Below are 21,296 nucleotides of genomic sequence, written 5' to 3'. Positions count from 1 at the left end.
GGCGTGCCGGCAGACCCGGCAGTCAGCCATCGGGCCGCCGTACTTGGGTGCGATCGGAACCGGCTGCACACATGAAAGACATCGCATGATCTCTCGCGCGCACACCCCATCGGGATGAGCCTCGGACGCCTCGACCCGCCGCGTCAGCCGTGTCAGGTCGTACGCCTGGCGCTGCATACGCCCCAAGCTTGCGGCCATCAGGCCGCAGCCTCGCTGAGCCGAGCAGCCCCGACGCGGACGAGGAGCGCGATCGCGGCCGAGTCGCAATGCCTTGGCGTGACGCCGAGGACGGCCCAGTAGACGGGTGTCCCAGGCGTGTAGTGGGAGACCCCGACTGCGGGGACGCCTAGGTATGTTCCTGGGGGCAGGCACTCGACGCCGGGGGCCGAGGTGCCCCAGTCGAGGGTCGCTTCGGAATTGATCAGCATGTAGTAGTTGCGGCCGCGGCCGTCGTGGATGACGGGCCCGTCGAGGCGGTCGGAGAGGACGGTCTCGATCTCCCCGGGGTCCTGGGACTGCACGGCTGCGTGGACGATCGCCTCGGGGATCCGCACCGCCCCGAAAAGCGTGCCTACGGGGATCACCGCGACGCCGCGATCCGTCCATTCGGCCCGTGCCTCCTTGGGGTCGGGATGGCTGTCTGCGAGCCAATCGGCCAATGTTGAACGGCTCACGGCTGCGCTCCCTATCGTCGTCAGCGGGTGGTGACACGAGCGTAGAATTCGTGCCGCGCCGGTCGAAGTGACCCCCAGTACGGGTTACTTGGCGGCGCGCGCGGGGAGGTGGAGCGTCATGGGTAACAACCCGACTTCCACCCTGACCAGCGGTCAGGGAGAGCAGTGGCGAGGCCGCGGCGGCATCGTGTCCGGCTACGTGTTCCGCGTCATCCGCGAGCAGCTCGGCCATACGCAAGAAACCTTGGCGGAGGCGTTCGCGGTATCGGCGGACACGATCGCCGGATGGGAAACCGGACGCCGCCCGCTGACCGCCCTCGCCGTCGGCCACATGCTGGTGCACCGACACCGGCTGATGCGGATGGGCGCCAGCCCCCCTCTGCTCCTCGCCCTGGAAAAGGCGCTGGAAGCAGATGTACTGCTAGCCAGCGCGCTCGACGACGAGTGCACCCCTAGCGACAGTCCGCTCGGCGCCTGGGTCATGCAGCGAGACCTCGTTGAGGTGCTCGCCTGGCCGGTGAACGGCGTCACTCCGGAGCCCATGCGGGCTCTTCCGGTGCCGCCGCGTTCCCGACGCGGGCCTGCCGCCAGCCAGCCCGAGCTCACCCGGGAGGAGCGCCGCCGCTTCTTCGGGCACATGCGGCGCATGGCCGAGCAGGCCCACCACGGATGGCAGTTCCTCCTCCGTCGCCAGGCCCTCTACCTCGCGGGCTACGACGACGCGGCCGACGCAGCTGACTGGCTCGCCCAGCAGCGCGAAACCCAGCGGCCCTCCGACTGGCTCAGTCAGTGGCTTACCTCCCGCTCCGTCGCTGCCGTAGCCGCCCGCCAGGGCGACCGTGACCGAATGCAGCACTTCATCTCCACGGCACTGGACGATGACGACGCAGGGGAGGCGGCCAACCTCAGCTACTGGGCCTACTGGATCGGGGAGTCAACGCACCCCGAGCTGTCCGACGACTTCATTGCCGCCCCCCGCACGATGACCTGGCACGGTCACCGGCTGCTCCAACACCTCGTGGCCGGTCTTGCCCCCCACCACGGGTTCTTCGATCTGAACGTGCACACGCTGTGGGCGCTTCTCGCCGCTCGGCCGGGACTTCTCCGCGCGAGCTCGGACACCGGACGCGCGCTGCGAGCGCAGCTACCCGTGCTGTTGGATAGCACCACGGCCTCGACGCGTGCGCGCCGAGAGCTGGAAGGCATCCGGTACGCGATCCGCCTCGCCGAGGCGTAAAGGAGAGACACAGTGGCTGACGACCTGTCCGCGGTGGCCCGCTTCCTCTACGAAGCGGGCACGCTGAAGCACACGCGCCGCACGGGCTGGTGGATGGCCGGCATCAACAACCCGGAGAGCGTCGCCGAACACTCTTGGCGTACTTCTCTCATCGCGTCGATCATCGCAAAGCTGGAGGGCGCCGACCCTGCCCGGGCAGCATTCCTCGCGGTCTGGCACGACACCCAAGAGACCCGCACCGGTGACGTGAACCACCTCGGAAAGAAGTACGCGGCCGGCGCCGACCCTGTGGCGGTCACGGCCGACCAGACAGCCGGCATGCCCGAGCTGCTCGCGTCAGCGATCCAGGACCTCGTCGCCGAGTACGAAGGCAAGGACTCGCCGGAGGCCGTCTGCGCACGGGATGCAGACAAACTGGAGTGCATGCTCCAGGGCATCGAATACAAGGCGCAGGGCTATGCGAGTGCGCAGAGGTGGATCGACAACAGCCGGGCTCGGCTCACGACAGAAACCGGGCAGCGTCTGGCTGATGAGCTGCTCGGGCAGGGCTCACTCGACTGGCTGCGGGCTGCTCTTGGTGAGAAGTCCTGATCCCAGGTACGAAGAGGGCGCCCCCTCTCCCACTGGCTCCTGGGGGCTCGGTGGCCTGTGTGGTCTGGTGATCGCCGCAGTTTGGGGTAGCGGTGTCAGTGCGGTCCTCTACTTTGCCGGTATGAAGCACTGGATACACGGTCCGCTCGCATGGATACACGGTCCACTCCCGCACGAAGAAGAGACCAATGTCGTCTTCTTTCGGGGCATGTCCCTGGACACGCTCACGCAGGGACTCCTCGGCGTGCACCGTCGGCCGCTTGCCTACGGCAAGGGCACCGACTGGGGCCTGATGATGCACGACATGCTCAGCTGGGATGAGGGCGACTACGACGACACCGACTACGGCAAGGTGTGCCCACCCGGCGGCGAACTCGCCGTGTTCATCACCGAACCATGCAGTGCGAAGGCCCACCGCCCCTGGTTCCAGTATTACCGTGACGGTCGCCTGCACACCGGCTTCAGCTTCGAGACGCTGGCCTCCGGGGTGGGTGAGGAACCCAACTTGCTGTTGCCCGCCCTCAAGGCGGCCGACCTGGTCGGCCCGCGCGCGGAACGCGGCGAAGAGGACTTCGAGGAACGGATCGTGCAGACGATCACAGGTTGCCTCTCCCTACCTGAACTCGAACTGCCATAACCTGAACTGTCCTGTCGCTCGCGTAACTGGCTCCGGGGTCTTCGATCGCAACGAGGCCCTCTCCGGCACCAGGATGGCCACCAACTTCACCACGCCCCCACCGCGGCACATGACCTCAACCTCCGGCGCACCACGCCTGGCCTCCTCGAGGTGCTCCGCTCAGCCGCCGCACCAGCGCCGCCCGCTTCCCCATCCGCGCCAGGCTCGTCTGACACCCCGCGGCGCAGCCGGCACCACCCCAGCCCCGTCACTAGCCTGGCCAGTGGACCACCCGCGGCCCCTGACGATCGGGACACCATGACCGACACCACCGACCGGATCGAAGACCTACACGGGGTCATCCCCGCGGCTGCGGGGAGCAGTGGGTAGGCGGCGGCGCGGCCAACCCTTGGGTGGGTTCATCCCCGCGGGTGCGGGGAGCAGCCTCAGGGCGGCGGGGGTGGTGGAACTGTCCCGAGGTCATCCCCGCGGGTGCGGGGAGCAGTCGCCGCTGAGGGAAACGCAGGCGGTGGCGCCGGGGTCATCCCCGCGGGTGCGGGGAGCAGAAGGATGCCATTCCGGTCAAGGTCCGCGCGCAGGGGTCATCCCCGCGGGTGCGGGGAGCAGACCGCTTCCATCTCCTTGTCGGCAGTCTCGGGGGGGGTCATCCCCGCGGGTGCGGGGAGCAGTCTTGCTGACCTGCCACTTTAGGTCGGCCGGAGGGCGTTCTGAAGCACTTTCACCGGAACCGGCAAACCCGGCGCATCTACCTGTATGCCATCACGTCTGTAGGGCCGGACCCGTCCTGCGGGCCGGGAATGGTGCGAGCGGACGGCCGTCTCTGCCCGGTGAAGCCTCAGCCACAGAAGGTGCGCCCAGCCGATAGCCGCACGCGGTATCCGGTGCACGGGCGCTACTCCGCACCACAGACAGCCCCAGCCACTGTGCTGCCCTTCACGATGCACGGCCACAACGCGCTCGCCACCGTCTCTCACAACTCAGTTGGCGAGGCGAGTACCGGAGCGCAGCGCAGGGCGCAGCCAACCCGTGGTGCCTGACTGGTGGATTCGAGGCCCAAGCACGCGACATTCTCTGCGCGCTCTCCGGATCAGGCCGTCCGAAGCCGGAGAGGGCCCGGTCCCCTGCTCCAGGTTCTACGTGAGGGGCGACCGCCCCGGCCTGGGGCGGCGCCACAGTCGTGCGGGCTATGCCCTCGGAGGGCGGGGGCCGGGGGCGTGGTCCGGGAGGGGTACGTGCGGAGGGCGCGGCTGCCCGGCAGGGGCAGGCGCCTGCGGCGGGGGGCGGTGCTGCTGTTCACGCAGGGCCGCGGCGCGTTCGGCGGCTTCGCGGGCGTGGCTAAGGGGGGATGCGGACTGCATCTCCTGGCGCAGCGCAGCCTCGCGCTGGATCTCGCTCAGGCTCGCGCGATGGCGGTCGGCCGCGGCGCGCTGGGCCGCCGCGTTGCCGCGCAGTTCCCGTACGTCCTCTGCTACGCGTGCGTCCAGGCGACCGGCGAGGACCGGGACGCGCTGCCGCATCGTCTCCAGGGTCGCCTGCATCGACTGGGCGTCCCTGGGCGGGATCGAGGTCCCGGCCTGCGCGAGCAGGGCGGTGTGGGGGTAGGCCGTGAGGGTCTGCCACGCCTCCCGCAGTGCCTGCGCGGAGGCGTGCGCGGCCCGTTGGGCCTCGGTCGTCGCGGTCTCGTACTGCTGCTGGTAGTGGGCGGTGAGCGCCAGCGCTTCCTTCCGGCTGGTGCCAGCCAGGCGGAGTGCCGTGCGGCTCTTCTTCGCGGACTGCGCGATCCCGTCCCTGATCCGGTGCATCGCTTCGGCGTGCTGCTCTGCCGCCACGTGGTGTTCCGCTTCCTCCCGCGCACGCTGCGTCCAGGCATCGGCACGGGCAAGGACCTCGTACGCCTCGGCCGCCAAAGCCGCTCCCGGTGTGACGGGTGCCTCGAGCCGGCGCTGGTGTTCGGCGGCCCGTCGCTCGTACTCGGTGGCCTGCTGCGCGGCGCGCTGTACGGCGGTGCTCTCCTCGTCGGCCCGGGCGTACAAGTCGTGCGCGGGCAGATCACCGTACGGGCGCTGCCGCCACGGGGTGTGGGCCGGCTCCTCCGCGGTCCCGACGCGGGTGAGCTCGTCGGTGACCATGAAGTCGTGGCCGTTGCCCTGCAGCCGGCGGCCGTACGCGGCGACGGCGCGGGCCAAACGCTCGGCGTCGCTGCGGACCGGGCCGAGGTCGGCCCGGGTGGGGTGGTCCTCGAGCTCGTTCAGGGGGAGGTAGAGGTGGCTTTCCTGCCGGGCCCGGGACATGGCCGGGTAGAGGGTGTGGGAGTCGGCGTGCAGGCCGTAGGCGAGGGCGACTTCGGCGGTCAGGCCCTGTGCGGAGCCGATCGTCATGGCGTACGCGTGGGTGAGGCGGCCCTCCGCGATGTCGCGGGGGGACATCCAGGCTTCGTGCATCGCGAATCCGCCGTCCGGCCGCGGGCGGCGCCACTCGACGAGGGCGCCCCGCTGCGCGTGCACCTCGAGGACGACTCCGCGGAAGCCGTTGAGGACGTCGACCGCGGATGCGTCGCGTCGGCTGCGGTAGTCGTTGCGGCGGATGTGGACCAGGTCGCCGGCGGCGAACGCGATCCGTCCGCCGCCGCTGCTGCTCGCGAGCGCGTACGTACGGCCCTCGCCCAGCTCGCCGGAGGCGACGAGCACAGCGCGGGCACCGGCGTTGAGGGCAGCAACGTCCGCGCGGCGGGCGGCGAGCAGCAGGAGGTCGCCGACCTGCCGGTGGGGGTCGCCGGCCCAGCGGGCGCGGGTTTCGTTCCAGTGCCCGAGCAGGGAGGTGAGGGCCTGGGTGGCGGTGTCCTCGGCGTGCACGCGCCCGTGGGCGGCGAAGGAGGCGAGTGCGCCGGTGCGCGCTCCGGTGCGCCAGTCCTGCAGGGCGGCTCTCTCCACGATGTCGCGCTGACGGCGGTTCTCGGTGAGTTCCAGTCCGCCGACGATGCGATGGATACGGGCGAAGCTGCCGCCGATGCCGACCGCGCGCAGCTGGAGCGGGTCGCCGACGGCGACGACCTTGGTGCCGGTGGTGGCCGCATGCTGCAGCAGCGCGGCGAGGGCGCGGTCGTCGACCATGGCCGCCTCGTCGATGACGAGGACGCCGACCCCGTGCAGGCCGCGGCCGCCGCTGATCTCGCGGGTCCATGCGGCGACGGTCCGGGAGGCGATGCCCGCCTCGGCGGCCAGGTTGGCGGCGGCGACGGCCGCGGTGGAGGCGCCGGCCACGCGCTGGCCCGCGGCCTCCCATCCGGTGCGGGCGGCCTCCATGAGCGTGGTCTTGCCCGCGCCGGCGACGCCGATGACCGCGTCGACTGCGTGTCCGGCGGTCAGCAGCCGGATCACGACGGCGCGCTGTTCGGCGCTGAACCGGAACGGCCGGTCGGCAGCGGAGTGGGCGACCTCGACGGATGCGAGCGTCAACTCGGCGGCTTGGGCCGTCAGCCGGGCCAGCTGCTGCTCGAGCCCCGCCGCGGCGCACTCGATGACGGCCTGCTCGGCGGCCACGACCGTGGTGTGCGTGTAGCGCTGCCGGTGCGTGTGGTGGCCGCGGTTGGAGTCGGCCAGGCGGACCGCGTGGCCGCCGACTGCGAGGACTTCGTCCGTCAGCGCCGCAAGCTGCTGCACCGAAAGGAGGTAGGGCAGCGTCTTGGCGACGGCCGCCATGACGTGCGTGTGGGCCACGGCCTTCCGCGCCGCCGTCAGCCCGTGTTCGGCGTCCCAGACCAGGGCCGCGATTTCGGCCGGACCCGGCATCCGCGGCCCGCCGCCGTTGCCGGCAGACAGTGGTGGGATGGGCCCGTCCGGTCCGGGCAGCGCGGCCGCGACCATCGCGTCGACCGCGGCCTCGCCGCCGAGCACGGCGGCCGCCCGCGTGCGCCAAGCTTGCCTCGGCGCACCCGGACCTGCGTCCTCCTTGGCCTCCGCGCTCCTGCGGGCCGCCGTCTTCTGCTGCTCGCGTGAGGCGCCCTCGCCGACCAGCTCGAGAACCTGCCGGTGGCGCCGCGAGAAAGCGTCCCGCAGCCCTGCGTCGACTCCGGCGAGCTCCCACGCCCCGGTGGTCGCGGACCGCTCGAAGCGGGCCCCGTACGACTGGATGAGGCGGGCCCGGAGCCGGCCCTCGGCGATCTCGTTGACGAGGTGGGCATAACGGTGCAGGTCCTCGCCGCCGCCCGCGATCGTGCGCCACTTGCCGTCCGCGCACTTCGCCATGTGCGCGATGTTCACGTGGACGTGCAGGTGCGGGTCGCCGGGCGCGCCGTCGACCGGGCGCGCGGAGCGGTGCAGGGTTGTCCAGCCGATCAGGCCGGACGTCTCCACCCGCTCGGCCTTGCGTCCGTCCCCGTGGTGCCCGGCCATCCCGTACGCCGCCCAGCCCTCCAGCGCGTCGACGGCCTCGGTGACTGATGCCAGCCACTCCTCCTCGAGCAGTCCGGCGAGCTCGGCGCCGGCCAGCCCGTACGCGGCCGAGATGCTCTTCGGTAGATCGAGGGTGATGTCCACGCCGCGCAGACCGACGTCCACCCGGCGGCGCATCCACTTCCGGGCCTCGGCCACGACCTCGGCGCCGTACAACCCGTCCAGGTCGAGCCCGGCGGCCGCGGCCAGCTGCTCGGCGTCGGCCAGGGGCAGCAGGTGCATCTCCCCCGCGCGCATGACCCCGCGCTCGGCCCGAGCGAACCGCGTCGCCAATGCGGGCCGCCCCAGGTACGCCGAGACCGTCAGCCCCGCATCGGCCGCGGCCTCGGAGACGGCGTCCACGAGCACGCGCGCGGTGACCTTCCCCCGCGGGTCGAGGGCCTTCTTACGGGCCACCAGCTGCTCGCCGCTACGCCAGTCCCGACCGTCCATCAGCGCACGGGCGGCATCCGGATCGACGCGCTCCCCGGCGACGAGATCCAGATCGCCCAGTCCCCCGCCGATCCACCGCAGCGTGCTCTCGCCGGCGAGCCGGTACTCGACCTGAGCATCCTCGGCCCGGTCGCACCCGCAGTCCTCGCTCAGCCGGTAGTCGACCTGCTCGGGGGCGTAGATGGGCGTGGCATACCCCACCCGTCCACCCCCTCACCCGGCCGCGCCGCTTCCCAACTCATGATCGTGTATCAAAGATACCTGGAGTGCTAAACATCCTTCGCCTATGCCTTATCCCGGAGCCGCTGTGACGCGCCCCAGGGGTATCGGACGACGTCGGAACGTCAGTGGGAGACGCCACGACGTGTCGGTAGTCGGCAAGATGACGTGTGTCGGACGACAGACGGATGCCAGTGGCCGGCGACAGAAAGTGTCAGTGGTCGGCGACATGAGGTGTGTCAGTAGGGATTGACGTCGTCGGTGTCGATGGCGCGGAGGCTGTACTGGACGTCGTCGGCCAGGACGGCGTCACCACGGTGGTGACGGTGAGGAGTCCGGCGTTGATGAGTCCGGCGACGGCGTGGGCCCATGGCCCGTCCTCGCCGGCTGGGCACGGAGCCGTCGTGCCAGGCCTGGTAGAGGACGCTGGCGTCGAGGTCGCTGAGGACGTCGCGCTGGAGGGGCCGGCGGTGTGTGCCGTTGGGGTTGCGCCAGGTCGCGCTGTGGTTGCCGGGGTGGATCGCGTTCATCTGCTCGTCGGTGAGGACGTCCAGGCGTGGGGCGAGGGTGAAGTGGGCGGGGGCGACTCGGCGCAGGGCGTACGGGCCGCCGAGGCCGGGGTCGGCCCAGGCGTGTTCGAGGGCGAACTCCGACGTCGCCGTCGACTACCACACCGGCCGCTACGGCAAGATCCCCGCGCTGGAGTCCGGGCCCGCGATCCGCATCCGCGCCGCGCGCAGTCCGGGCCGGCCGTGGCAGCCCGGCCTCGAACCCCACCTCGCCATCGGCGACGCGCTTGCGCGGTCCGGCGACCGCATCGGCTACGCCCGCGTCTCCAGCAAAGGCCAGGACCTCGCCGGACAGGTCCGCCTCCTCAGAGGGGCCGGGTGCGTACGCATCTACGTCGAGAAGATCGGCACCCGGGAGAAGATCCGGCCCGAGTACAACGCCGCCCTCGCCGACCTCCGTCCGGCCGACACCCTCACCGTCACCATGCTCGACCGGCTCGACCGGCTCGACCGGCTCGACCGGCTCGACCGCAACATGATCGAGCTGATCACCTCCGCGCAGGACCTCGCCGAACGCGACCATCACCTGGAAATCCTCGGCAGCCCGTTGTCCGGGATGTACGACCCGCAGGGCGCCGGGAAGGTGCTGTGCGTCGTCTTCGCCGCGATGGCCGAGGTCGAGCGGGAGTTCATCCACGAACGAATCCTGATCGGCCTGGACACACCGCCGCGGCCAACGGCACCCACGGCGGCCGCCCGCCCGCCATCGACGGCGACATGCTCGCCGTCGCCCTCCGCCGCCGCGACGGCAAGGAGTCGGTCACCGCCATCGCCAAGCACCTCGGCGTCGGCCGTTCCACCTCTACCGCACCCTCGCCGCGTACGACGAAGCCGCGGCCACCACAGACGTGCCAAGGATCACCGCCCTCCGCGCTGGGCCGCCTGACAACCGTCGGTGACCAGCCGAGAACCCAGCCAGCCGATCGGGCAGGGGCCGGAGTAGCCGACGGTGTCACCTCAGCCATGTTGTCTACTACAAGGCCTTGTTCATGTTGCATTTGGTTGCCAGGAGGTTTGGAAGATGGGCGAGCTGTACCCGCCGGTCGAGCCGTACGAGAAGGGGATGCTCGACGTCGGCGACGGCAACCTCGTGTACTGGGAGGTCTGCGGAAACCCGGACGGCAAGCCGGCACTCGTCGTCCACGGCGGACCGGGATCAGGATGCGGACCAGGGGCACGCCAGTACTTCGATCCGGACCGCTACCGACTCGTCCTGTTCGACCAGCGCGGCTGTGGCCGCAGCACCCCCCACGCAAGCGAACCCACGACCGACATGCGCCACAACACCACCCGACACCTGATCGCCGACATGGAGCGGCTTCGGAATCACCTGGGTATCGACCGCTGGCTGCTCTACGGAGGCTCGTGGGGCTCCACGCTGATCCTGGCCTACGCCGAGACCTACCCGGAGCGGGTGTCGCAGATCGTCATCGCCGCCGTCACCACTACTCGGCGCTCCGAGATCGACTGGCTCTACCGAGGTGCAGGCCGGTTCTTCCCCGAGCAGTGGGACCACTTCCTCGAAGGAGCCGGCGGCACACCGCGGGACGGTGACATCGTCGCGGCCTACGCACACCTGATGGAACATCCGGACCCCGCGGTACGGGAGAAGGCCACAGCCGACTGGTGCGCCTGGGAGGACGCGGTCCTGTCCGGGGAAACGAACGGCGCCTCCAACCCGTACGGCGACCGCCCGCCAGCCGCGCAACTGGCCCTGGTCCGCATCTGCTCGCACTACTTCTCCCACGGCGCTTGGCTGGAGGAAGGCGCACTCCTGCGCGATGCGCACCGCCTGGCCGGTATCCCGGGCGTGCTGGTCCACGGCAGGCTCGACCTGGCCGGCCCGCTCGATACCGCATGGGAACTCGCCCGCGCCTGGCCCGATGCCCAGCTGACCATCGTCGGCAACGCAGGCCATCTGGGTAGCGATACGACCCGCGCCCATGTACTCAAGGCCCTCGACCAATTCGCTCGCCAGGGATGAGACCAGACAGCCCGGCGATCCAGAGTCGCTGACACCTAACGTGTCGCCAACCGCTGACATATCCATGTCGCCCGACAGCAGTTGAACATCGAGATTGGGATGCCTGACTTTTGTCCGCGGACAAAAGTCGCTGCGCGGGTAAGGAAGCGGCCGTACCCCCATACACCGGTGCGCTTGGGCAGGGGCAATCCCCGCAGGTGCGGGGAGCAAGGGGTGTTCTAGGTCGCGGTGGCCGAAAAACTGAAGGTCCTCCCCGCGGGTGCGGGGAGCAGAACTTCGGCCCGGCCTGGTACCCGTCACGTTCGGGGTCATCCTCGCGGGTGCGGGGAGCAGGGGGTCGCTCGTGGAGACAGCCTGGCCTCTCCGGGGTCATCCCCACGGGTGCGGGGAGCAGAGAAGGGGTGACATGTCTCTGAAACCGCTCATGGGGTCATCCCCGCGGGTGCGGGGAGCAGCTCCTTACAGGGTCGAGTAAAGCGCCTCCGCTGGGGTCATCCCCGCGGGTGCGGGGAGCAGGCGACGCTCAAGTTGGGGCCGCTCTGGGAGCCGGGGTCATCCCCGCGGGTGCGGGGAGCAGCCGTCCGGCGGCGGCACCGCCAAGCACTACAAGGGGTCATCCCCGCGGGTGCGGGGAGCAGAACTTCCGCGGCGTCGACACCGTCGTCAACACGGGGTCATCCCCGCGGGTGCGGGGAGCAGGCCGCCACTCGCCTCGATGAACGCGGCAGCCTCGGGGTCATCCCCGCGGGTGCGGGGAGCAGCTCACGCCCCGCAGGAAACCGCCGGGGTTGATGGGGTCATCCCCGCGGGTGCGGGGAGCAGGTCACGACCACGAACCGGTGCGACCGCGCCCAGGGGTCATCCCCGCGGGTGCGGGGAGCAGTCCTCCCATGCGCGCCGCATCGGCTGCCACTCGGGGTCATCCCCGCGGGTGCGGGGAGCAGCCACGTACTACCGGTAGTCGAAGAAACAACTAGGGGTCATCCCCCGCGGGTGCGGGGAGCAGCCAGGATGAAATCGCGCATCTCAGATCTCCTTGGGTCATCCCCCGCGGGTGCGGGGAGCAGTTCTTCTACGGTTCCAACCAGTACGTGGAGAAGGGTCATCCCCCGCGGGTGCGGGGAGCAGACTTCCTGACCTGCGGGTCTATGGGGAGTGTGGGCCATTTTCAAGCAGTTGTTGAGAATCCGGCATCAGGATTCAATCCGCCCTTACCGGTTTCCGAAGCGGCGGCGTTGGGCTGCCTTGCTCCAGCCTTCGGTGGTCCGCGGAGGTGGGGCAGCGCGGTCGTTCGGGCGGTGGATCAAGGTGACGCCCTCCAGATCGACCGGGTGCCACCTGTGGTCATGGGTCTCGAAGGCGAATCCCTGCTCGTTGTCGGTGCTGTAAGCGAGAAGGGCGCGCCCATTGCCCGCGTACTGCTTCACCTCGTCCCACAGCGTCGCCCTGATCCGCGCAGACGGACCTCCGATGAAGACTCCGGGCGAGATCTCGAGGAGCCAGCGGGTCAGGAAGCCCCTGAGGCCGACCGGGCATTGGGTCAGGACGATGACCGTCACCAGGTCACCTCGTCGGCGTAGTTGCGGCCGGCCGGAACAGGGACGTCGCGGTCCGACTGGAGCGTGACGAGGTCATCCCCCGCCGGTACGGCCACGGTGGGGCCGTCGGGGAGCAGTAGCAGTTTGATGTCGTCCACGCAGCGGTCGAGCAGGCGGGTCTTGTTGATTGCGTCGCGCAGTGCACGGCGTGTGCGGGAGCCGACGTCCTGGTCGCTCTCGGCTGCCACGTCGAAGGCGACGGGGATGCCGATTTCGGTCTTGTACAGGTCTGCGATATCCAGCACGAACGACAGTTCGTGTCCGGAGTGGACGAATCCGAGGCCGGTGGTGCAGCCCAGTGCCGCCACGACCGCGTGGGCTACTCCGTACATGCACTGGGCGGCGGCGGTGACGGCCTGGTTGGGCGCGTCACCCGCCGTGAAATCCCCGGGGACGTAGTGGCGTCCGCGCCAGGGGACGCCGGTGCGTTCGGCTTGGCGGCGGTAGCACTCCTTGAGGCGTTGTCCCTCGCGGCCCAGGAGTTCATGGCGGGTCAGGCCGGAGGGGTCTTCGTCAGGGAACCGGAGCCGGTACATCGCGCGAGCGACCTCGAGCCGTGTGCGGCGGTTGGCCCAGCGCGTGGCCTGGGCCTCTACGAGGGCCGAGGACCGGCTGAGCGCTCGTCCTCCGGCGTAGTAGCGCACGCCCTGTTCGCCCACCCAGGCAACCGCCGCGCCACTTTCGGCGAGGACGGTCATCGCCTGGTGGGTGATGCGGGTCCCCGGGCCGAGGAGCAGTGTGCCGATGGTGGCGGACGGGATGTGCGTGGTTCCGTCGGCGTCCTCTGCGGTGATGGCGTTGGCGTCGCGGTGGATGGTGCACCGCTCCAGGTAGAGGAAGGAGATCCTTTCGGCAACGCGGGTGAGTTCCCGTGGGGAGGATGTGCGGCGTTGGGCGACGGTGGTCACTGTCCCCCGCCTCGGGCGAGCGTCATCAGGCCGCAGCCGTACGCCTTCGCCTTGCCCAGACCCAGGGTGAGGGTGCGACGTAAGGCAGCCGGATCGGTGACTTGGAGACGGCCGTCGAACGTGACCGTCACCAGCGGTACCCGGTTGGCGTGGCCGGTCGCCGCTTCGGTCTTGCCGAACCGGTGCCGCTGCTCGTCGCGGACCGTCAGCTGGTGCTCGTCTCCCTGTGCCAGCCGGCGCTTGTCTGCGGGGGTTTCCAGGACGCGGAAACCGGCGTGCTCCTGGTGGGCGAGGAGCCAGTCCATCTGGTGGCGAGGTGTGCGGTGCGCGGTCCTCTTGCGGGGCTCGTCTGGTGTGCGTCGTATGTGATGGACCGGATTGGCCGTGAGGCGGAAGTCCCAGACGCTCCCGGGGGTGAGTCCGTCGAGGAAGGTCTTGTAGTCGTAGGTCTGCCAGGAGGCGGTGGTGGGCCAGCCGGCCTGTTCGACGAGGTGGGTGAGGTCGGGGCGGTCTTCGCTGACGATGAAGAGCAGTACTTCGGCGCGGGCGTTGCGGTCGAGGCGCCACAGGACCCGCGAGGTGTTGCCCTCGCTGGGCAGGGCGCCGGCGAAGGAGGACATGACTGCTGCGTGCATGTGCTGCGGTGAGGCGAGGAGGTGGCGGGCGCCGAGGCGCGCGGTGTTGATGCGGAATCGGGTCAGGTACATCAGTGGCCGTCCAGCGGGAACTGCGTCGGCAGCGGGGTGAGAAGTGCTTCCGGGGTGTGGCGGGGGACGGGCAGCGGGCGTCGGGCCGCGCGCGTGGGCTGCTTGTCGGGCCGGTGGTAGGGGTTCGGTACGTCGACCGAGGTCGATACGACTCCGCGCAGGGCGTATCGACGGTGGGAGGGGTCGAAGCTGATGGGCTGGTCGCGGAGGGTGGATCCGAGGGTGCCTCCGGCGACGGCTTCGGACAGGAGCGGCAGGGAAACTGCCGCCTTCCTCCATTGCCGTTTCTGATGCCATTCAGCGGCGTGCCAGGGTTCTTCGCGCAGCGCTGTCGCCGGGTCGTCGCCGTCTCTGATCCCGAGGTCGACCGGACCCTGCGGCGGGCAGGACCGTCGGCCCAGGTAGGGGAGGTAGACGGGGGCCTTCACGGCTTCGTTGAGGGCGCGGATGACGTCGTCGTCGCCGGCGACTGCTGCGACGAAGACTGCATCGGCCAGGTAGAAGCGCTCCGAGATGGGCATCGCCTTCCCGGTGTCGGCGTGATGGGCGGTCTGGAAGTCGCGCAGGCGCGTTCCCGCCTGGTCGATCCGTACGGCGAAAGTCAGTGCTGCTAGGTCGGACAGGTCTGCGCTGCGATCCCGGCCGAGTGCGCCGGCGAGCATGCCGAGCACGCCGCTCTTGGTGGGCGCGGTCTCGGTGGTGCGACGAGCGAACCGGGCGGAGGACCCCCACGATTGCAGGGGCCCTGCCAGACGGAGGGCCAAGATGCTCATCCAAGCTTCCCCAGCCGGTCCGTCACGGCCGTGCCCACCTGGCTGACCAGCTCCCGCAGGTTGACCTGCTCTCCGAGCGGAGCGAGGTGCTGGGTCTGCTGGCCGACACGCACGATCCAGGTGTGGTCCGCCGGTGCGCCGAAGGCGTCTTCGACGGCCGGGATGTGTTCTGCCAGTGCTTGGCAGGCAGCTGCCACGTGGCCTTCCGTCGTGCCGCCTTGGGAAACGGGGTTCTCGAAGGCTCCTACGAAACTGACGGGGCGGGCGGAACGCAGCTTGACGATCACGGCGTCCGGGAGCGTGTTGTTGCCGAAGGTGTTGAGCTTGCCGGTGGGCATGGACAGCGTGAAGCCTTCGATGAAGGCTTCCACTGCGCGCCGTACGGGCTCTCCTGCGCGTTCGGCGTCGCTGAGGCCGGCATCCAGGTTCTTGGCCAGCAGGTCGATGTCTACGGCGGCGTAGCGGTAAAGGGTGGCGGAGTTGAAGTCGACGGTGCCGATCATCCCTGCGCCTGGTTCGGCATCGCTGTTCTGGTCGTCGACGGCGGTGAAGTAGTCGGTTTCCAGGTCGACGGGGTGCACGCTGAGAGCGTGGGCAACCTGGGCGGCAGCGTCGACGTTGATGTCGGTGGTGTCTGCGACCATCCGGCCGAAGAGCGCGATGTCGACGGAGTGCCGGGTGGCTGCGGCCTCCTTCGCCCGCTTTTTGATGTCCGCTTCCTTCAGGAACACCTTGGGCTCGGCATTCTTGGCGATGCCTTCGATGGCCAGCTCCGCAAGTGCGTCGAGCTGGTGAGCGCTGAGGAAGAGCAAGTACGAGGACTGGGGGGCCTGCGGCTCGGCCGGCTCGTCGTCTGCGCCCGCCTTGCCGCCCTTCGCGGTCGTCTTGCGCGTGGTCGCCTCGATCTTGGCACCGGTGGCGGCCTGAATGATCTCGGCGGCCATCGGCCAAACCTGTTGTGCGGTCAGCGATTCCTCACGCGCAACGATGCGCTCGGTGAGGGCCTCCACCACCTTTTTCGTACGGACGCCGAGCTCGGCGGGGTCCAGCAGCTCCTCGAAGGCCTTGCGGGTGGCCTTCTTCCATGCCTGGCTGGAGACCCTGGAGCGGCGTACCCCTCCGTAGACGGCGCTCTTGGGGGCTCCCGTGTCGTCCCTGTTGATGTTGCTCGGGGGGACGGTCTGCAGGATGTGTACGTCGAGGATGGTGCGGCTCACGTCTGGTCCTTCGTCTCGTTCGTGCCTGCGTCGGCTTCGGTACGTTCGGGTGCTTCGCCCTGCTGTCGGCCGGCGTCGGCCGAGGAGTGGTAGGCGTGGAAGCTGCGTCCCCATGCCTGGCGGACCAGGCTCGGTCCTCCGGGTTTCTGCCACTGCTCGAGCTGCTCGGCCAGCAGGCCGTAGTCGAGCGGGATCTCGGCCGTGCGCAGGAGTACGACCAGTTCACGCAGACGTTGCGCGAGCACGTCGAACGTCGTCGCGGTTCCGGCACGTAAGAGCCGCTTGCGGATGGGCTCGTCGGAGTCTGTGCCGGACATGAGATGCCGTACGGCGGTGCCCAGGGAGGCTCCGTCCGGTACGTGCATCGGCTTGGTGCGATTGGACTGCTGGTGCAGGGCCCACAGGGTCACGGCGACATGTGCGGCGCGTTCGGCTCGCAGTACTTCTGCCTCGTTCATCCGGCGGTCGTGGGGCTGGGCGGCGTAGAACTGCTCCATGCCCACCAGGCCCCACAGGTCAGGCATCTCGGTCGCCTGTCGGCCGATTCCCCTGCGCAGGCGTGCGAGCGCCTGGACGGCCTGGGAGCTGTCGTTGCGGTAGTCGTCCTGCAGGATCCGGATGCGCCGGGCGACGGCTTGGCCCAGCGGTTTGAGTTCCTTGGCCTTCAGCGTGCCTCGTACTGGAACGTGTTGGGGTGGCGGAGTGGGCGCCGGCGTCGGCGGCGCGGTCTCGGTCATCGGACTGCCTCCTTGATGGGGTCGTTCTGTTCACCGTCCGCGCCGTCGTTGCGGTGAGCGTCGCCGTGACGCAGCGGGAGCGCCTTGCTGAGCCGTGAGCGGAACGTCCGTTCGGAGGCGGCGTTGTCCAACCACCCGGGCTCGGTGGCGTCGTTGAGGAGCCCTGTTGCGGCGTCGCGGACGATCCGGTACGTAGTCCGCTGCCAGGCGGTTCGGGCATCTGCGGGGTCTTCCCAGTTGCCCAGTTCTGCCAGCCATTGCCGGTAGGCCCCGTCGAGCAGTCCGAAGCCCAGGTCACGTGCTGTGTCGCGGGGCGCCTCTGTGAGCCGGCGGGCGGCCTTGGCCAGGTCGGACGCGAGGTCTCCGAGAGCGTTGACGGCCTTGGTGCTGTCCTCCACGGCAGCGATGGCCTCCCGCGCATACCGCTGGTCGTGCTCGTGCAGCAGCACAACGGACATTGCGAAACCGTCGTCGACGACCTCGTCGATGACCGACTGCTGAGTGCCGTATTCCGCGCCGATCAGCCGAGGGCGGATCAGCAGGTCCCGGGGCAGCAGGCGCTCGTGCGTGAGCTCGGCGATCCACTTCAGCACCCCGGCACGCAGGTACGGGGCGGGTTCGCCGTGCTGAATGGATTGTTCCTCCGTGGCGGACACGAGGAGGGAGGCGAGGCTGCGCCAGGCGGAGCGGGCGGGATCGTGCTGGCGAGGCATGTAGACCAGCGGGCGGCCGAGTTTCTTTGCCTGCGGGATGCTACGGCGCCAGCCGCTCATCGGCTCGCGGCGGTGACCGTCCGATGCTGCAAGAGGGTCGCCGTACGAGAGCACCACACCGTGCACGGCATGACCGTCGTGATGGAGGCGGATACGGCGGGCCTGCCAGGTGTAGAGGTCGCGGGGACCGCTGGGCCGGGCTACCAGATCGCTCTGAACGTTCGGGCCGCACTGTTCGCGGCGCCACGCGGGCCGGTCGTCCTCGTCGATGGTGAGTGCAGTGGTGTCGGTGGCGACGAGGTTGAGGAGGAGCGTCTGCTGGAGGTCGTCTCCCTCGGCGAACACTCCCCCAAGGTTGCCGGCCCATGCGACACCCTGCGGATAGCCCTTGCCTCCCTTGACCCTGGGGTCGCCCACGGCACCGGACTTGATCCCGGAAGTGTCGAAGGCCTGGGCGTGTACGAGCCACCGCGCTGCCTCGGCGAAGCCGAGCCGCTCGACGCCGGGCTGGCGCATCGTGAAGAAGGGGTCACCGTTCGGGACATCGGCCACGATCCGGTTGAGGGAGAAAACCTCGTCCTTCTGCGTCCGCAGATCAGCCACCTGGAAGAACGGCTGGGTGGGGTGGAGGAGGTCGAACCGCTCGCGATGCCGGTCCAGATACGGCCCGACGGCGGCCAGCGGCTGTGGGCTCTCGCTGAGCTCCTGCCAGGCATCGACGTCTTCGGGGCCGTCCACTGCATCGTGGAGGATGGCCAGCAGAAGCCGCATCAGCGCGAATTCCTGGGTGGGAACGTCGCCCACCAGCCGCCGGATGCCGGCGGCACGGGCGAAGACCTCCTTCAAGGAGAGCTCCGCATCTGAGCCGTCGCATAACTGGACGGGCAGCCACGGACGAGAGATGAGGTCAAAACCGGGCACGCCTTTCACCACCTTCACGTCCTTGGCGCCGACCGGAGTGACCTCCAGGCCGTCGCTCTCGCTGTAGCGAAGTTCGAAGCCTGCCAGGCGGGTCTGACAATCCTCGTCGAGTACGAGGAACAGCTCCCCGGCCAGCGTGTAACTCTCCTTGGCCTGCCACGCGTCCGGGCAGAACTGTTCGAGCTCTGCGATCACCCGGTCGATGAGCCAGGGCTTGCTGAAGTGGTACGGAAGCCGCAGTGCACTGGCGGCCACGGCTCGGGCCGCGCGAGGAGCCGGAACGGCGTCGACGGGGAGTTCGAGACTCCCAAGTCCGCGGTCCAGCCAGGGCAGCGTGGCGTACGTACCGTCCCTGCGACGCTGGATGACGAGGACCTCGAGGGATTCTTCGCCGTCCCTGACCTGGGCGCGGCCGGAGCGTGTGTCGTCCGCGTCACCGACGCCTGCATCGAGCCATCCGATGAGGGAGCGGCCGGGCTTGCGGACCTCGTCGATACGGAACGCTTGCGCCTGTCGGCGCTGCTTTGCCATGGCTTGCTCGTGCTCGGCGAGCGCGCTCTGCATGGGCTCGGCCCAGCCTTGGGGCACGTGGGGGGTGGGAGCACCGTATGCGTCCTGCACGAGCGGACTGATGTCGTCGGGCAAGACCACGGGCCGCCCAGCCCAATGCGGCCGCAGCACGGCCAGGGCACGCAGGAGTGCGTGGCGTCCGTACACGGCGACCGATCCCGGCGCCGGCTCCGGCAGCTCCGCCTCCTCCCATTCGACCCCGGTGATCAAGCACCTGGGTGTGCGCAGCCGCTCCGGGCGCTCGCGCTGTCCGTCACCACGGCGATGACGGTGCAGACGCCCCATGCGTTGGAGGACCAGGTCGACCGGAGCCAGATCGGTCACGAGAACGTCGAAGTCGATGTCGAGGGACTGCTCCGCGACCTGGCTGGCGACGACGATGTGCGGGCCGGCAGGCCGCTTGCGTGGGGGAGGCCCGAATTCGGCGACGAGGCGGTCGTCCAAACGTGCCCGGTCGAGGTCGGTGAACCGGGAGTGGGCCACGGTCACCGCCACCCCCTGTGGCCCGAAGCGCTCCCGCAGGACCTCCGCCGCCGTCAGGACACGGTCGACGGTGTTCCGGATGACCAGTGCGCAGCCGCCCCCGGCGAGTTCGCTCTCCAGGCGGTCCGCCAGGGAGCCGATTCCGTCGTCCAGCTGTTCCAGGATGATCTCGCCGCGCCGGTCGGCCGCTGCCGGCGGGGTGCTGACCATCAGCTCCCCGCCGTCCGAGATCACGCTGATCAAGGGGTAGGAGTCCGTCTCCACCAGCTCTTCGCACCCGTCGGCCGTCTGGGCATACGCGCGGGCAAGGGCCTGGCGTCGGTCGGCAGGCAAGGTGGCCGAGAGCATGACCACGGGCACTTTGTACTGGCCGAGCCAGGACAGGACGCGCTCCAGGTATTCGTTCATGTAGGCGTCGTAGGCGTGGACCTCATCGATGACGACGACCTTGCCCGCCAGAGCGAGATGTCTCAGTGCCAAATGCCTGCTCTTGAGCCCCGCGAAGAGCAGTTGGTCGATGGTGCCTACGACGAACGGTGCCAGCATGCCCTTCTTGCGGCCACGCAGCCACTGATGCGCAACCAGGTCGGAGGCCGCGGCGCGCTGGTCGTCTCGTGCGGACCAGCGCGAGGTGGTCGCGCCGTCGAGGTCGACGGCGGCAATCGTGCGGGCGCCGGCCCGCAGGTCCCGGGCGAAGTCATCGTTGAGGAAGGCTTTCGAGTGAGCCAGGGAGACGGTGCGGACCTCATCCCCCGGCAGGCGCGTGAGCCAGTTGCGCATGCGGCCGTACATCGCGTTGGCCGTCGCCCGGGTGGGCAGGGCGACGAAGCATCCGCCTGCCCCCGTACGAAAAGCGAAGATCTCCGCCACAGCGAGCGCGGCCTCGGTCTTCCCCTCCCCCATGGGTGCCTCGATGATCATCAGCCCAGGAGTCTGAACCCCCCGTGCGAGCCGAACGGCCTCCTCCTGCAAGGGACGGATCTGGGAGAGCCCGAACCGCGCTTGGAAGAGCACTTGCGCGCTTTCCGCCACGGGCGCCGGCCACCACGGCGGCGGAAGCTCGATGCCACGCCACGCGGCTTCAATCCGTTCCGCGTCCCCGCGAGGCTGGTCCTCGGGGAAGAGGAGGAAGAGGTCCGAATTGCTGGCAATCCAGTCCGCAAAGATCACAAGAGCCGAGAGCACGACCTGGACCGGCTGCGGCAGTTTGACCGATTGCCAGTGCGCCAGTCGCTCCTGGACGCCGTAGGCCGCAGCGCACGCGTCCAGCAGTTCAGTCTGGACGCCCCTCCAGAGCGGTTCGCTCGGGCCCGCCGTACGTAACAACTCGGTGTGCTGGTGCAGATGGTCGAAGTGCTCGTGCCCCGGGGGCACACCATGGTGGCCCCCGACGGGCACGGCGAAAGCCATCGCTGCGCGGGGAGACCAGCCCTGCTGCTCCAGCCACTCTTCCAGAATGACCTGGCCTGCCAGCCCGTGTGGGGCCCGCTTGCGGGCGTCTCCGAATTGCCGAGCGGTCGGCATCTCCAGCCCCTCGGAACGCATGGCGCCCGCGAGTTGCTCCACCTGGCACGCGAACGCCGGCGTGGCCTTGCCGATGTCGTGGATGGCCGACAGCCATACGACGAGCAGCCTGGCGTCGTCATCCCCGCCAGGAAGGCTCTCCGCGACCAGCGTGCGCACGTTGTGCGGCACCCATTCGTCCCACAGGCGCTCCGCCATCGCGGCTGAGTCAGCCATGTGCCGCCAGAGCTGAAGCCATTGCCCGGCGTTCTGGTCGTGCTTGGCCCACACCGTGCGCGCGGCGGGTGTCAGCCCGACGCTCCAGTGCGATGTTCCCTGATGCATCTCGATCCCCCCAGGACCGCAGTACCC

General features: G+C 69.6%; 15 protein-coding genes and 1 CRISPR repeat array. Of the genes, 5 read left to right on the top strand and 10 right to left on the bottom strand.

Translation table 11 applies throughout. The features are described from left to right. Positions 1 to 197: 197 nt before the first annotated feature. Positions 198 to 674, bottom strand: coding sequence for a hypothetical protein (locus tag ACZ49B_RS24110; protein WP_468309360.1), 477 nt, complete (start codon positions 672 to 674; stop codon positions 198 to 200). A gap of 118 nt (positions 675 to 792) precedes the next feature. On the opposite strand from ACZ49B_RS24110, the gene ACZ49B_RS24105 reads away from it, so the two are divergent. From ACZ49B_RS24105 to ACZ49B_RS24095, 3 genes are all read left to right on the top strand, one after another. Beyond that, a complete protein-coding gene (locus ACZ49B_RS24105) occupies positions 793 to 1,911 on the top strand; it encodes a helix-turn-helix domain-containing protein (protein ID WP_468309357.1) in 1,119 nt (372 codons plus the stop codon). Between the two features lie 12 nt (positions 1,912 to 1,923). After that, a complete protein-coding gene (locus tag ACZ49B_RS24100; RefSeq protein WP_468309355.1) occupies positions 1,924 to 2,502 on the top strand; it encodes an HD domain-containing protein in 579 nt (192 codons plus the stop codon). A 121-nt stretch (positions 2,503 to 2,623) separates the two neighbouring features. Next, the gene (locus tag ACZ49B_RS24095) at positions 2,624 to 3,139 is read left to right on the top strand and encodes a hypothetical protein (protein ID WP_468309353.1); all 516 of its coding nucleotides are present in this window, start codon (positions 2,624 to 2,626) and stop codon (positions 3,137 to 3,139) included. 333 nt (positions 3,140 to 3,472) lie between these two features. Then, positions 3,473 to 3,807: direct repeats of the CRISPR family, unit length 29 nt; unit sequence GGGGTCATCCCCGCGGGTGCGGGGAGCAG. Between the two features lie 516 nt (positions 3,808 to 4,323). Here ACZ49B_RS24095 and mobF read toward each other — a convergent pair. Then, positions 4,324 to 8,223, bottom strand: coding sequence for a MobF family relaxase (mobF, locus tag ACZ49B_RS24090; RefSeq protein WP_468309350.1), 3,900 nt, complete (start codon positions 8,221 to 8,223; stop codon positions 4,324 to 4,326). Positions 8,224 to 8,480: 257 nt separating this feature from the next. Next, the gene (locus ACZ49B_RS24085; protein WP_468309348.1) at positions 8,481 to 8,771 is read right to left on the bottom strand and encodes a hypothetical protein; all 291 of its coding nucleotides are present in this window, start codon (positions 8,769 to 8,771) and stop codon (positions 8,481 to 8,483) included. A 37-nt stretch (positions 8,772 to 8,808) separates the two neighbouring features. Here ACZ49B_RS24085 and ACZ49B_RS24080 point away from each other — a divergent pair, with 37 nt between their 5' ends. Beyond that, positions 8,809 to 9,696, top strand: a complete 888-nt coding sequence (locus ACZ49B_RS24080) for a recombinase family protein (protein WP_468309345.1) — start codon at positions 8,809 to 8,811, stop codon at positions 9,694 to 9,696. 135 nt (positions 9,697 to 9,831) lie between these two features. Beyond that, positions 9,832 to 10,794: a prolyl aminopeptidase gene (pip, locus tag ACZ49B_RS24075; RefSeq protein WP_468309342.1), complete on the top strand. Its 963-nt coding sequence runs from the start codon at positions 9,832 to 9,834 to the stop codon at positions 10,792 to 10,794. A 1,211-nt stretch (positions 10,795 to 12,005) separates the two neighbouring features. Here pip and cas2e read toward each other — a convergent pair. From cas2e to casA, 7 genes are read right to left on the bottom strand one after another with little or no spacing between them, the layout of a single operon-like run. Further along, positions 12,006 to 12,353: a type I-E CRISPR-associated endoribonuclease Cas2e gene (gene cas2e, locus ACZ49B_RS24070; protein WP_468309340.1), complete on the bottom strand. Its 348-nt coding sequence runs from the start codon at positions 12,351 to 12,353 to the stop codon at positions 12,006 to 12,008. After that, a complete protein-coding gene (gene cas1e / locus ACZ49B_RS24065; RefSeq protein ID WP_468309338.1) occupies positions 12,350 to 13,300 on the bottom strand; it encodes a type I-E CRISPR-associated endonuclease Cas1e in 951 nt (316 codons plus the stop codon). Before cas1e ends, cas2e begins: the two co-directional genes overlap by 4 nt. Further along, positions 13,297 to 14,007: a type I-E CRISPR-associated protein Cas6/Cse3/CasE gene (gene cas6e, locus ACZ49B_RS24060; RefSeq protein ID WP_468309336.1), complete on the bottom strand. Its 711-nt coding sequence runs from the start codon at positions 14,005 to 14,007 to the stop codon at positions 13,297 to 13,299. Before cas6e ends, cas1e begins: the two co-directional genes overlap by 4 nt. Next, entirely contained in the window at positions 14,007 to 14,780 is a 774-nt protein-coding gene (gene cas5e, locus ACZ49B_RS24055; RefSeq protein WP_468309333.1) for a type I-E CRISPR-associated protein Cas5/CasD, read from the bottom strand. The genes cas6e and cas5e overlap by 1 nt, the downstream gene beginning before the upstream one ends. Further along, positions 14,777 to 15,997, bottom strand: coding sequence for a type I-E CRISPR-associated protein Cas7/Cse4/CasC (gene cas7e / locus ACZ49B_RS24050; RefSeq protein ID WP_468309330.1), 1,221 nt, complete (start codon positions 15,995 to 15,997; stop codon positions 14,777 to 14,779). Before cas7e ends, cas5e begins: the two co-directional genes overlap by 4 nt. Beyond that, complete coding sequence (gene casB, locus ACZ49B_RS24045; RefSeq protein WP_468309327.1) at positions 15,994 to 16,734, bottom strand: type I-E CRISPR-associated protein Cse2/CasB; 741 nt, start codon at positions 16,732 to 16,734, stop codon at positions 15,994 to 15,996. Before casB ends, cas7e begins: the two co-directional genes overlap by 4 nt. After that, positions 16,731 to 21,269, bottom strand: coding sequence for a type I-E CRISPR-associated protein Cse1/CasA (gene casA / locus ACZ49B_RS24040; RefSeq protein WP_468309323.1), 4,539 nt, complete (start codon positions 21,267 to 21,269; stop codon positions 16,731 to 16,733). The genes casB and casA overlap by 4 nt, the downstream gene beginning before the upstream one ends. Between the last annotated feature and the right edge of the window lie 27 nt (positions 21,270 to 21,296).

This window comes from Streptomyces sp. NPDC031132 (assembly GCF_055570595.1).
This window is presented reverse-complemented; position numbering and strand designations above follow the sequence as displayed.